11 protein-coding genes are annotated in these 13,755 nt (G+C 46.3%); 4 read left to right on the top strand and 7 right to left on the bottom strand.

All coding sequences use genetic code 11. From position 1 onward, the window contains the following. Positions 1 to 44: 44 nt before the first annotated feature. The 4 genes from FG11_RS06400 to FG11_RS06385 form a co-directional block, all read right to left on the bottom strand. Entirely contained in the window at positions 45 to 338 is a 294-nt protein-coding gene (locus FG11_RS06400) for a DUF2934 domain-containing protein (RefSeq protein WP_047533874.1), read from the bottom strand. Between the two features lie 49 nt (positions 339 to 387). Beyond that, positions 388 to 1,842 (bottom strand): metalloprotease TldD, encoded by a 1,455-nt coding sequence (tldD, locus tag FG11_RS06395; protein ID WP_047533872.1) that lies wholly within the window; start codon positions 1,840 to 1,842, stop codon positions 388 to 390. Positions 1,843 to 1,947: 105 nt separating this feature from the next. Beyond that, complete coding sequence (locus FG11_RS06390) at positions 1,948 to 2,796, bottom strand: carbon-nitrogen hydrolase family protein (protein WP_020182239.1); 849 nt, start codon at positions 2,794 to 2,796, stop codon at positions 1,948 to 1,950. A 21-nt stretch (positions 2,797 to 2,817) separates the two neighbouring features. Beyond that, complete coding sequence (locus FG11_RS06385; protein WP_047533871.1) at positions 2,818 to 6,675, bottom strand: YhdP family protein; 3,858 nt, start codon at positions 6,673 to 6,675, stop codon at positions 2,818 to 2,820. 188 nt (positions 6,676 to 6,863) lie between these two features. Between FG11_RS06385 and FG11_RS06380 the strand changes: the two genes are divergently transcribed. Continuing rightward, positions 6,864 to 8,762: an ATP-binding cassette domain-containing protein gene (locus FG11_RS06380; protein WP_047533868.1), complete on the top strand. Its 1,899-nt coding sequence runs from the start codon at positions 6,864 to 6,866 to the stop codon at positions 8,760 to 8,762. A 20-nt stretch (positions 8,763 to 8,782) separates the two neighbouring features. Continuing rightward, positions 8,783 to 9,349: a hypothetical protein gene (locus FG11_RS06375; protein ID WP_020182236.1), complete on the top strand. Its 567-nt coding sequence runs from the start codon at positions 8,783 to 8,785 to the stop codon at positions 9,347 to 9,349. 112 nt (positions 9,350 to 9,461) lie between these two features. On the opposite strand, the gene FG11_RS13260 is transcribed toward FG11_RS06375, so the two are convergent. Then, positions 9,462 to 10,001, bottom strand: coding sequence for a Spy/CpxP family protein refolding chaperone (locus tag FG11_RS13260; RefSeq protein ID WP_052184965.1), 540 nt, complete (start codon positions 9,999 to 10,001; stop codon positions 9,462 to 9,464). Positions 10,002 to 10,215: 214 nt separating this feature from the next. On the opposite strand from FG11_RS13260, the gene FG11_RS06365 reads away from it, so the two are divergent. Beyond that, entirely contained in the window at positions 10,216 to 10,896 is a 681-nt protein-coding gene (locus tag FG11_RS06365; protein ID WP_020182234.1) for a response regulator transcription factor, read from the top strand. Positions 10,897 to 10,899: 3 nt separating this feature from the next. After that, positions 10,900 to 12,303: a HAMP domain-containing sensor histidine kinase gene (locus FG11_RS06360; protein WP_047533865.1), complete on the top strand. Its 1,404-nt coding sequence runs from the start codon at positions 10,900 to 10,902 to the stop codon at positions 12,301 to 12,303. 17 nt (positions 12,304 to 12,320) lie between these two features. Here FG11_RS06360 and FG11_RS06355 read toward each other — a convergent pair whose 3' ends face one another. Beyond that, the gene (locus FG11_RS06355; protein ID WP_025224467.1) at positions 12,321 to 12,710 is read right to left on the bottom strand and encodes a YchJ family protein; all 390 of its coding nucleotides are present in this window, start codon (positions 12,708 to 12,710) and stop codon (positions 12,321 to 12,323) included. A 14-nt stretch (positions 12,711 to 12,724) separates the two neighbouring features. Then, positions 12,725 to 13,744 carry a glycosyltransferase gene (locus tag FG11_RS06350; RefSeq protein WP_052184964.1) on the bottom strand — a complete coding sequence of 340 codons (1,020 nt, stop codon included), beginning with the start codon at positions 13,742 to 13,744 and terminating at the stop codon, positions 12,725 to 12,727. Positions 13,745 to 13,755: the final 11 nt, after the last annotated feature.

Genomic DNA, 13,755 nt, shown 5'->3' with positions numbered 1-13,755 from the left:
TTTGGTGACATGCAATATTAAAAAAGGCGCTCAAGGCGCCTTTTTTATTTGGGATATTTCGCGTTAATTTCTTGCTCTGCTTGTATCCAATAATCTGCTGTGTTACCTGAGAAGTGATGCTTCTCTGCAATATAGTAGGCAGCTACTTCTATCATTCTATAGCGTTCAGCATCCCCGATTTTTTTTGCCTTGGTCGAGCTGGATGCTGAACTGGTTTTCTTGGTAGCTGCTGTTGCTTTAGGTTTAGCTGCAACTGCCTTTTTTACCTTGTCAGCTGGTTTAGCTGCTGCTTTTTTTGGTTTTGTTTTTTCCTCAGATACTTTTTTTGCTGTTGCCATCGTGCTCTCCTTTGTCCTAAGTCATCGGTGTCTGCTACTTGTTTACATCCTATTCAACAGTGCCTCCCACTGTCAAGCCATCGATTTTAAGCGTGGGTTGCCCAACGCCTACCGGCACACTTTGGCCTTCTTTGCCACAAGTGCCCACACCTGAATCTAAGGCCATATCGTTACCAATCATACTCACGCGTGTGAGCACATCCGGACCGTTACCTATTAAAGTGGCTCCTTTTACCGGATAGGTGATTTTGCCATCTTCAATCATATAAGCTTCGGCGGCACTGAATACAAACTTACCACTGGTGATATCGACTTGACCGCCACCAAAGTTAGCAGCATACAGGCCTTTTTTGACAGATTTAATAATCTCTTGCGGATCTTTGTCGCCGTTCATCATGTAGGTATTCGTCATGCGCGGCATGGGGATGTGTGCATAGCTTTCACGTCGGGCATTACCGGTTAAGGGCATGCCCATTAATCTTGCATTCAGACCATCTTGAATGTAGCCACGCAAAATACCATCTTCAATCAACACAGTGCGATTAGTCGGGTTGCCTTCATCATCCATACTCAGCGAACCACGACGGTCGGCAATGGTGCCGTCATCGACAATCGTGATGCCTTTGGCCGCTACTTGTTTGCCGATCATGCCACTAAAAGCTGAACTGCCTTTACGGTTAAAATCACCTTCTAAGCCGTGTCCAATCGCTTCATGGAGCAGAATGCCAGGCCAGCCTGCGCCAAGTACTACCGTCATGCTGCCCGCAGGGGCAGGGCGTGCATCTAAATTCACCAAGGCTTGATGCACTGCCTTTTGTGCGTAATCGTGCAAGACTTCATCGGTAAAGTAGCTGTAATCGAAACGACCACCACCACCACTAGAACCTTGCTCGCGTCTGCCATTGTGTTCTGCAATCACTTGCACGGAAATACGTACCAATGGGCGCACATCCGCAGCCATCAAACCATCGCTGCGCGCTACCATCACAACCTCATACTCACCGGCAATAGAGGCCATGACTTGTGTCACACGCGTATCGATTTGTTTAGCAAACTGTTCTAGGCGCTCAAGCAATTTCACTTTAGCGTCTGCGCTGAGGCTGGCAATCGGGTCTTGTGGTAAGTAAAGGGAAGGCGTTTGGCGCGTCAGTACGGTTTTGCCCGTTTGCTCTGTTCCCAATGCCGCAATTGATCTGGTAGCATTCGCTGCTTCAAGTAAGGCTGGCAGGTTAATGTCATCTGAATAAGCAAAGGCGGTTTTCTCACCGCTGATTGCACGCACACCTACGCCTTGATCGATGCTGAAATTGCCTGACTTGACCTGACCTTCTTCCAAGCCCCAGGATTCGCTACGACTGTATTGAAAATACAAATCGGCATAATCTACCTGGTGCGACATCATTTGTCCCAGCACCTCTTGTAGCGATGAAGTATCGATACCGGTGGGTCTGAGTAATAGTTCCTGTGCTGTTTCCAGATGGCTCTGGTCTGTGCGTGTGCTCATGGTTTGCTTCTTACAAATGGACTTCTAATAAAATAACACACATATTAACAAGGCAGCATGTATGGCGCAGTGGAATATCCACCTGATGCGCCATCATGAAAGCCATTAAATGGCTCTAATGGTTTTATGCTTGAGCGCAGGCAAACTTTGGCGCAGGCTACTCAGATACTCACGGTTAATATTGGCAATCACCACGCCAGAACCACGTGGTAAGCGATCTAGCACCACGCCCCAAGGGTCTACAATCATGCTATTGCCATGGGTTTCACGCCCGGATAAATGGTAACCACCCTGTGCCGAAGCGACAACATAGCACTGATTTTCAATGGCGCGCGCACGTATTAAACTTTCCCAGTGCGCTTTGCCGGTGGTTTCTGTAAACGCAGAGGGCACCATAATCATATCGACCTCACCCATGGCACGGTAAAGCTCCGGGAAGCGTAAATCGTAACAAATAGACAAACCGATTTTGCCGTAAGGCGTCTCAACCGTGACAATTTGATCACCGGATTCAATGGTGTTTTCTTCGTGATAATGTTCTGTACCCAAATCCAAGCCAAACAGATGGATCTTGTCATAGCGTGCAACTTGCTCGCCTTTGTCGTTATAGACCAAGCAACTGTTTCTAACCTTATTAGGGAAATTACTGACCAGCGGAACCGAGCCAGCCACAATCCATACTTTGTATTGTTTGGCCGTTTTGGCTAGAAAAGTTTGAATAGGGCCATCGTTCGGTTTTTCACGCACGGTGACTTTATCGAATTCTTTGTTGCCCATGATACAAAAGTACTCTGGCAGTACCACAATTTTGGCACCTTGTTTTGCGGCCAATTCAATCAAGCGTTTTGCTTCAACCAAGTTAGACGAGACGTGTGGGCTTGATGCCATTTGAACGGCAGCCACTTTAAACATAGCGTCTTTTTTAACAGTCTTTAATTTTTGCTTACTTTCCATGATGTTTTTCTTTGCTAGCAATTAACGTGTGTTCAAGATGTCCTGTTTTTGTGGCGCATCTTTCTTTGATTCTATCTCTTGTGGGTTGTCCCATGTGCCTGTAATGACATAGTCGGTCGAGGCAATTTTGTTAAAGGGATCTTTTAGTATCTTTTGCGCAACAAATGCAGCGGCACCCACAATAGGCCCGCCTGCAAGTGCAGCAAGCGAAAGCGAGTCACTGACATGCGGAATCACGGTGACCTTCAAGTTTTGGGTTTCGGTTTTTAAATTGGTTTCCCCTTGAATTTTGGCTTCGGCAGCGGGGCCTGTCATATAAAAGTCGTTGCTGCGTAAGACACCACCCGTGGCTGTTGCTGTGGCGCTGATTTTGTCAAAGGCAAAGCCATCGCTAAACAAATCTCTAAAATCTAAGCTCAGTCTTCTAGGGAGGCTTTGTAAACTGAGCAATCCTAACAGGCGACCCACGCCAGGCTGCACTTTCACAATTTGCCCTTTTTCTGCTTCCAGTTTTAAATTGCCGTTGAGGCCGGAAGTCTCAAATTCATGTGGGCTACCAGGCCAACGTAACTGGCCGGAGAGCGTAGCCTTCCCGCCTTTTACGGCATCTGGTTGACCAAAACGTCTCAGTGACCTACCAATACTGTCGGACTGCAAGTTAAACTTGAATGTAGTATTGGGGCTGCGTGTCCAGTTATGCCAAGTGCCATCTGCCAATAGCGTGAAATCCGTATTGCTGATGCTTAGTTTTTGTATTTGCCAGTCGTCCCCGTTCTCAAAGGCATCAACGGTTAGCGCACCTAGCTTTTTGTCGCCAATTTCAAAGTTCTCGACATCTAAATCCAGCGCGGGATATTGTTTGGTGACGCGTTTGATTTCCTTTTTGGCGGAGGCATCCTCTTTACCTGTGACATTAGGAATCACTAAGTTTTTGAGTTTAGCTGTGATTTTTCCGTTGCCTTCGGTTTGCCATGTCACATCGCCCGTCATTTCTTGGCTTTGAATATTGAACTTAATCCCGCTAGCAGAAGGCTTGGCGCTTGCTTTAAATTGGTGGATGTCGCGGTTGAGCACATTCAAGGTGCCAGCGTACACATCGGCTTGACTCAGCCATGGTGGTAGCGCATTCGTGCCTCGCGCATCGCTAGGCGTGTTTTGTTTAAAGAATGCCAGCCACTCGTCTACATCAAAAGTGTCCAGTTTGGCTTTGAGTACCAAGCCTTTGCCGGCAGGAATAGCAACTGGAGTATTAATGCCAATTTCGCCACGATCAATCGCCCATTTTCCATCTACGGTATTGCGAGCGATCTTGGCTGAAATGAGATCGCCATATTGCATGTTAATTTCATCGTTATCGGCACTGCGCTGCACTTTATCGATACGTAGCGGGTAGATTTGGCCAGTGGCTTTGGTCATGGGGCTAGGCAGATTCACGGCCATGCCTACTAGGTTGGATGAAAACGTGAAATCCGCTAGCGGTTTCTTGATGAGAATGTCACCTTTCCAATCGGTGGTGCCCTGTAAGGCGTTAACGATTGGGTGTGAGATTACTTTCTTAATTCCAGCATCGTTAATGCGACCACTAGCGCTAATTTGCAGACTTTTTTCTGCCCCTGTCATCAATGTAATACGCGCTGGTCCACCCAGCACTTCCGTACTGATGTTATTTGCATTTAAGCCATTTTCAGTAAAGTTCAGCGTGCCGTTGATCTTACTCAGTTCGGGCAATCCAACTTCATCATTGGCAAATAAGGTGCCATTTTTAATTTGATAAGCCCCTTTGTATTTGGCGGCTTCTAAATCTTGCATTGGAATCAGTAAGTCCAAATCCAAATGCCCATCGCCAGCTGTTTTGAGTGATTCGGTAAAGCCCATGGCGACTTCTTTGACCGGGCTTTCATTCACAAATTTAATGCCCTCACGTACAGGTCCTTCAACCACGCTGGCAATATGCAACATAGGCCAATCGGCATCTAATTGAGGAATTTCAATCTTGCTACTGATGATTTTGTTGCCAAGGATATCTCCCTTGTTGGCATTTAGCAGCATGCGTTTGCCTTCAAACAGCATTTGCGTGTTCAAGTTTCTAACCAGTGGCCAGCCTGTGCCATATTCAATCAGGGCCTCTTCGATTTGCGCAGTGACTTTAAACTGCCCAAGTTTTGCATCTGGCTGGTTTTTTGCGTTGACAAAGGGAAAGTCTGCCAAACGCCCTTTGATAATGACATTTACATCGTTGGCGCGCCCAGCCAAGATGGAAGTATCTAACCAGTGCAATGTTTCTTTACCTAAGATAATCGGGTAATAAAAAGGCGCAAATTTGGCGTTGCCTTGGTCAAATGTTGCATGTAAATCTAAAAAGTCACCTTTGCCTTGTTGATGCGCAAACTTGGCTTTAATGACCCCTGAAATATGGGGGTTCTTGACGATGAGTTGGTCAGCAAACAGGGTAGTGCCCTGTTTGTTCGTTTGCCATTCAACGGCGCCTTGTAGTGAATCGATAGGCACAGGCCAGCGTAAGATATCTTTGAGGTCTAGGGCGGCAGCATGTGTATCAAACTGCACTTCGCCTTTACGCTCATTTAAGTCGATATTTCCGGTGAGGTTGTTAAATCCGGGCAGTTTCCCATAGGGTTGTATGCTGAGTTGTTTAAACTCGCCCGACAACGCATAGTTTTGCAGTTGATTAGGATGGCCAGAGAGCGCACCTTTGATAGTGGTTAACTTTCCGCTTGGTGAAATACCCTCAATCCATTCCATCCATTGCGGGGATAGTTTGAAATAGCGCGCAGTTTCTACCACTTTACTGAGCTCTAGCGCTTGTAGAGACACATAAGCATCTATCCAAGCTTGATTTTTCTTAGTTGTGCGCTCCCACTCTCCGTTGGCAGACTCAACCTTTAAACCCGTATTGAATGCGACATTCACATCTTTTGCAGTCAATGTTTCGCCTGTTTTGGTTTTCTTCCAACCCAAATGGCCTTGTAGCTTGGGTGCGATGAGTGGTGTGTCAGTGTGCGCATGATGCACGCTAAGGTGTTGTAAACGAATATTTGCTTCTATTTCGTCAATCGCAAGAGCAGAAAAATGCAGATCGGCTTCTGCATTGCCCATGCCACTTTTGATTTCTAGTGGATAGTCTACCCATGCGCGCCACACGGAAATGTCAGTATTTTGCACAGCAAGATGCACATTGCCGCGCCAATCTTTGATATTTGACATGTCTCGCCCAATGAAATATCCAGAAAGCTTAATGGGTTGCTTTGTGCCAACAGAGGAAAATGTGTCTAATTTAAACTCATGCCTTCCAAAGATACTTTTCCAGGCAGAGTTACTTAGCGTTAGGTTGAGCTTCTTGAGTACGAGTGGGGGCGCTTGTCTGAGCTCGTCAATGTAAGTGATGTTTGCATTTTGTACACCGACATTAGACTGCGCCAGTAGCCAGTTGGCAAAATCAGGGTTGCCACGGCCGCTTAAATTAACACCAGCCAAATAAAACACACCTTCCTTTGAGCGGCGGATGATCAGCGTAGGTGCATAGGCAGTGAGTTCTGAAAGTCTTAAATCAAGCAGCCCAATGCTTAACCATGAAAGTTGCGTATCTACCTTTTGCAAGGTGAGCGCTGGTCGGTTTTGCTCATCATAAATATCTATGTTGGAGAGCGTAACGCGCGGCGAGAGATGGTGCCAGCCAGTGCTGATGTCGCCAATGGTGACTTTACGCTGCATGGTTTTGCTGGCGTAGGTGGCGATGTCATCTTTGTAATTGTTGATATTAGGAAATACAAAAAAGCGTATGACTAATACTGCAAGTATTATCAGTAACGAGAGAAATGCAACGAGGTAAGCAGCCCATCGAAAGATATTGCGTATAGTCATGAAGTGATAATGGGTGGGTGCATAGGGATATTGCGCTATTTTACTTTATTTTATAGCTTGGAACGGAAAGAAAACATTAAGTTCTATTAAGCATATGGCTTAGATTGTTTTAAAATAACGCTCTTTGTCAAAAATGGTCGGCGTGGTGAATTTTCAGCATGTTGTAGCCATCGATACTTGGATACACTTTGATTCAATTTAAACAGTTAACACTCACGCGCGGTGCCAAAATACTCATTGAAGAGGCGTCCTTTCAATTGCATCCCGGGCATAAAGTGGGGTTGACCGGTGCAAATGGTGCAGGCAAATCTTCTTTATTTGCACTGCTGCGTGGAGAGCTGCACCCAGAGGTGGGCGATTTAGAGATTCCCCCCAACTGGATAGTGGCACACGTTGCGCAAGAAACCCCAGCATTGACGCAGTCAGCTATCGACTTTACGTTGGATGGCGATGCTGAGCTGCGCGAGGTAGAGCAGGCATTAGTGCAAGCAGAGGCCGCACATGCGGGCGAAAAGATTGCCGAGTTGCATCAGCGTTTAAGCGACATTGATGGTTATAGTGCAAAAGCGCGCGCTGCTGCCTTGCTGGATGGTTTAGGTTTTTTACAAACAGATTTACAGCGTGCCGTGAGTGATTTCTCCGGTGGCTGGCGCGTGCGTTTGAATCTGGCGCGTGCACTGATGTGTCGTTCTGACTTGTTGCTATTGGATGAGCCCACCAACCATTTGGATTTAGACGCAGTGATCTGGCTGGAAGGCTGGCTGCGTGATTATCGTGGCACTTTGTTGCTAATTTCGCATGACCGTGATTTTTTAGATAGCGTGGTCAATAATATTCTGCATATTGAGCAACAGCGTTTAACTTTGTACCGTGGCGGTTACAGTGATTTTGAGCGGCAGCGCGCAGAAAAACTAGCGTTGCAGCAAGCCATGTTCGAGAAGCAACAACGTAAAGTCGCGCATTTGCAAAGCTATATTGACCGCTTTCGTGTACAGGCCACCAAAGCGCGTCAGGCACAAAGCCGGATCAAAGCATTAGAGCGCATGGAGATGATTTCTGCCGCCCATATAGATTCGCAGTTTAACTTTGAATTCCGTGTGCCGGTCAGTGCGCCAGATCCTCTTCTGGTATTAGATGACGTGACGATAGGTTATGCGGATAACCCCATACTGAGCAAAGTCGCATTTACAATTCGTCCCGGTGAGCGTGTTGGGTTGCTGGGCAAGAACGGAGCGGGTAAATCTACATTGATTAAAGCGTTGGCTGCTGAGTTACAACCTTTAACTGGAAAAAGGGTAGAAGGTAAAGACCTCAACATTGGCTATTTTGCGCAGCATCAGTTGGAGCAATTACGCCCAAATGAATCACCATTGCAGCATATGCTGCGATTAGACCCATTGACGCGAGAGCAAGAGCACCTGAATTATTTAGGTGGGTTTGATTTCAAGGGCGATATGGCTCGCTCACCTTGTACTAACTTCTCTGGTGGGGAAAAGTCACGCCTAGCACTGGCTTTACTTATTTGGACACGCCCCAACTTATTATTACTAGATGAGCCCACCAACCATTTGGATTTAGAGATGCGTCATGCCTTGACGTTGGCGCTGCAAGACTACGTGGGGGGTGTGATTTTGGTCTCGCATGATCGCGCATTATTGCGGGCTAGTTGTGACCGTTTTGTGTTGGTGGCAGAAGGCAAAGCGGAGGTGTTTGACGGAGATTTGGATGATTATAAAACTTGGCTAGCCTCTTCTAAAGCGCAGCAAGCTGCAGCTGATGCCGTCGAAAAACCAATGAAAAAGAACGAATATGCGCAAAATAAAGCAGATCGGCAGGCGCGTATTCTTGCACGCAGGCCATTGCTTAAATCCCTAGCACAGGTTGACGAAGGGCTGCTAAAGTACCAGACCGAAAAGCAAAGCTTAGATACCAGTGCTTTAGATGCAACGCTCTATGAGCCTGGCCGTAAGGTAGAATTGCAACAGCATTTAAAGCGCCAAGCTGAGTTAGCAGCATTAATAGAAGCCACCGAGCTAGAGTGGTTGGCATTACACGAAGCATTAGAAGCACTTCCGGAAATTCAATAATTTTTTGATAGGTATTTTGTATGAATGAAATGACGTATTCCCAACGGTTAAAATTGTTACATGCCATTTGCTTGGCAGAAACGTATGATGATGGCGCTAAACCCACCATTGATTTAAACGATTTTGATGCGGTGGATGCTGCGCACTATTTGGCGAGTTTTTTGACGTTTAAAGCGATTCAGGAAGCAGGGCGTCAGCCTGGGCAAGAGTTACAAGAAAATTTTGATATGTTGAGTGTGTATCAAGCCTACGGTTTGTTGCTATTTGCATTCTTAACCATGCCATTGACGCAAGAAGATATCACGCCAGATTACCAAACTGCGCAAATTACGATAGCAAAAACCTTATTTGCCGGTATCAGTGATGCACAGTTGGTGGAGATTATTGAGTCTGGCTTAAACAAATTCAAGCTGATTGGCGATGCCGAAGTCGAGCATTGGGCAGAGTTCAGAGAGAATGTGGATAAGATGACAGTGAGCTTTGTGGTTGCCGGTACCGATGATGATAGCCCGCATGATAAAGATGAAGTGTTGCCATTATTTGGGCAGTTGCTCAGTCAGTTGTGTGAAGCATTTGAGCAGGTATAAGCACTTGATCATTCACCGGCAATAAAAAGACCACATCACTGTGGTCTTTTTATTTTAGCCTAGATGGGTTAAGTCATCTGGCTATCAATGCATCGTAGAGCCTTGCTGTAGCTTAGCTTCTTACATCAGGATGCTGTTGTGGGTGACCACGAAAGCCGGCAGGCTGGCGATCTTCGCGATGTTTTTTAAATTGCTCTTTATTCTTAAGCGCTTGCTCGCGTTGTTCTGGCGTGAGTACGGCCAACACCTTGTTTTCAGTTCTAGCGCGATTCAAAGCACCATCTTTTTCTAACGTCGCTAACTTGTCTGCAATGGCTTTGGCCTTGGCTTCGTCAAATTGTGGGGCTTGGCTCACTTGTCTAAGTTCTTGATGCAACTGTTGGCGTTGTTTTATTTGATCGCGTACTTTTGGCACTTCTGCATGGTTAAGCGCAAAGATTTTATCTTCTTGCTCTGATGTTAGTGTAATGCCATGTAAAAAGTGTGGCTGACCAAATCCGTGGGCGCCTGCATGGTGACGGTTATGATGGCCGCCTTTTGTGCAGTGGCCAGATCTCTCGCCATTGCCATCTTGGTCAGCAATCGCTACACCAGTTGCAGCCATGGTAATGCATGCTGCAGCTAATAATGTTTTTAATGTTGTTTTCATCATTTACCTTTCAAAAATATGTCTCAATTAAGACAATTGCATTTTGGAGCACCTTCTTGTTAAGTGCTGTTAAGATGACGTAAAAACATGTAAAGGTTCCTTATCCAGAATAAAATTCACGTGGTGTAAAGTTGCGTAAAACAGCTTCTTTACACTTGTTAATGCGCATGATTAATCGCTATGATGTGCCGATAAGATGTTGATCTAGAGATATAAAATGAATAAGTTACTATTGACTGATGATGATGTTGAGTTGGCAGGTATGCTCAAAGAGTATTTACAGCAAGAAGGCTTTGATGTAACTGTTGCGCATGATGGTGTGACTGCCGAGCAGTATGTGTTGGCTGGCAATTTTGATCTGATGATATTAGATGTGATGATGCCGATTCAGGATGGCATTCAAACATTAAGAAATATTCGTGCCAACAGTAGCATCCCAGTCATTATGTTGACGGCCAAGGGTGACAATAATGACAAAATCACAGGCTTAGAGTTGGGTGCAGATGATTACGTGCCTAAGCCGTGTACGCCTAGAGAGTTGGTGGCAAGGGTGCGTGCAATCCTCAGAAGGATACAGTCAAATACCTCGCGTACTTATGTGATTACTGTCGGTGATCTGAAAGTGTTGTCTTCGCAACGGCGTGCTGAATGGCAAAATCATATGCTCGACCTCACCAGCACAGAATTTAATCTGCTTGAAATACTGGCACGGCACGCAGGGGCTGTGGTGTCAAAAGAAGAGCTATCGTTGCAGGCACTGGGCAGGCCATTGGCCAAGTTTGATCGTAGCATTGATGTACATCTCAGTAGCATCCGGCAAAAAATCGCACAATATTCCGATAACCCGAATGTGATACAAACAGTGTATCGCATGGGATATCAATTGCTGAAAGAGTAAGCCATGGGACGTTTGTTCTGGAAGTTCTTTTTATTTTTCTTTCTAGCGCAGCTGACGACAGCGTTGGGTGTTAGTGCTTTTGTCTTGTTTAATGTTACCAATCAAAATCCCAGTATTGACCAGTCACCAATGGGCCAATCGTTAATAGATGCGGCGCAATCGACATTACAATTAGGCGGAATTCAAGCAACCAAGCAACTACTTAGCCGATGGGAGTCACAACGGCTTGCACATCACGTATACGTAGTCGATCAAGGTGAGCAAGATCTGCTCAATCGAAAGCTCGACGCATCATGGTTAGACGTCGCGCAACAGTCTATCAAATCTGGGACGCAAGAAAATGTAGCCAAAGTAACGTTAGCCAACCAACAGTCTTATTTGATTTTTGTCGTTTCATCTCGCCCGAATCGACCACGCGCCGGACTGCCACCTCCACCCGGACCTGAGGAGGGTGGCAGGCCATCATATTTCAAGCGCTTTGGGCATTCGAATGCGCTGTTTAAGGCGCTGGCAAAATTCCCGATGAAAGGTTTGCTGATAGGTACGCTTGCAAGTGCACTGTTTGCTGCCATACTGGCTTGGTACTTTTCTAAGCCCATTAAAACATTGCGTCTTGCATTTGAACACGCAGCGAGTGGTGTTCTCAATATCAGTGTGGCCGATAAAATGGGGTCGCGTAAAGATGAGTTATCCGATTTAGGCCGTCATTTTGACCATATGACTAGCCGACTGGGGACGGTACTGCAAGGGCAGACTCGACTCTTACACCATGTTTCGCACGAGCTACGCTCGCCGTTGGCTAGAATACATATGGCGTTAGGGCTGGCGCTGCAAACGCCGGAAAAAGCAGAAAACTCGCTTGCTCGTATTGAGCTGGAGGCGAATCGTATGGATAAGATGATTGGTGAGTTGCTTGAGTTGTCTCGCTTTGAGTCTGGCATGGTGGATCTTAAAAAAGAAGATTTCTTGCTAAATGAGTTGTTGGATATGATTGTGGAGGACGCTGCGTTTGAGGCTTCTAATAAACGCATTCGTATTGCACTGAATGCACCGCAAACGGTTAAAATCTCTGGACAGCAAGATTTGATGCACCGTGCAATTGAAAATGTAGTGCGAAACGCAATTAAGTACGCGCCTAATGATTCTATCGTCAATATAGATTGCAAGTCACACTCTACTAGCAAACCAATAGAAATCACCATTACTGATCAGGGTTCAGGTGTGCTCGAAACTGAGTTGGAAGATATCTTCAAACCTTTTGTGCGTGGGCATTCAGGTAGTCAAGTGGTTGGACATGGCGTCGGGTTGGCAATCACTAAACAAGTCATTGAAGCGCATGGTGGTAAGGTGTGGGCTGCAAATCTGAAACCTCATGGTTTCAGTGTGACGATGATATTGCCAGTATAGGGTATTGCCAATATAAGCTAATTGGTTTGACCCGTAACATAGTACCAAGCATTGGTATACACAAACTCACTGACTTCATGCATGCGCTCAGCGCGTGTGCCGCCTACTTTGTACCGTGCAATAAACTCCACAATGGCTGTGCTTGGGCTGGTAACTTCTTCTCGTAACACTTCTAAACCTAACCATTTGATATCGTCATGTGCTAAATCAAGGCTGTCTGGACGGGTGCTCGGGTGCCAGGTCGCTAAAAGATAATTCTCAAGATGCAGTACATAAGCCGCATAGCGTGAGCGCATCAGCGCTTCCGCAGACTTGGCGGCTTGGCCATGGTGTAATGGCTGGCAACAGCTTGCGTAAGCCTTAGCTGAGCCGCAAGGGCAATCAATAAGCGCTTTGGTAGATTTCATGCAGGCTTGTTTTACTATAGATGTTGTAGATGGCTAAGATAGTCAGCAAAGTAGCGTACAACGTTTTTTTCGGTGCAATGTTCAAGTGCAAATGCATAGCCAGTGGCTGCTAAACGGTTGACTTGTATTGGGTCATCCCATAGCTGTTGAATTTTCTCAGCCAAGTCATTGGCTTCTTTAGGGTTGAAAAACACCCCCGTTTTTTGGTCTTGAATATAGTCATGCACACCTTCAGAATTGGTGACAATCATGGCTTTATTGAAAAACATCCCCGATACAATGGTGACATGACCACATGGCACTTGGCTGTCTCGCAATGGCACCACCATCAAGCGGCTATGCGTCAAAATATTATGCGCATGCGCCAGTGGGATATGCGTGCGTATAGTGACGTTTTCTGGCACTGAAAGATGTTGTACGCTATCCGCAGTGGCCACCACCACTAAGCGGATATGGCGGAGTGTGCGCATGGCCGCAAACAGTGTTTCGTAATCCCGTCCTTGGCTGCCTAATGCACAAATATAGTCGCCTTGCTCAATCGGTGGCTCATCGTGTGGAACTGTAGGTGCGTGCACTGACCAATGCAGCATATCAATCCGCTCAAGTGCGATACCGAAGTAATCTGCATAGAGTTTCTTTTCTAGGGATGAGTAGACCACAAAGCGATCGATTTGCTGATACGCCTTAGCCATGGCTTTGTGCTGAAAGCCAGTGGGTAAATCGGTAAAGTTAAAGGAGTACGCCAAATGGGGCAGCTGCGGGTGTAGGTGCTGCGCCATGCGCGCGCCATAATAAGTAGGGCGCGGGCCATGGGATACCAGCAAACTGGGCTGTTTTTTTGCGTCAAGTACGGCTTGCGTGGCCGTCATAAAACGGGCAATGGATTGTCGCTTAGGCAAGCGCTTGGGCAGCTTGGTGTTTAAACTAGTGTAGTGCGCCCACTTGTTTGGTAAATGCTTGAACTCATCTCTCAGCCAATGCCAGTCAGCCGAAAGATCACTTAAATTAATAATGTTTAGATTGGACTTTTGCATATGAATGTGTG

The sequence above is a fragment of the Methylotenera sp. N17 genome (assembly GCF_000799155.1).
Taxonomy (GTDB): Bacteria; Pseudomonadota; Gammaproteobacteria; order Burkholderiales; family Methylophilaceae; genus Methylophilus.
The sequence above is the reverse complement of the archived record's forward strand: the minus strand, read 5'-3'. Positions and strand labels throughout refer to the sequence as shown.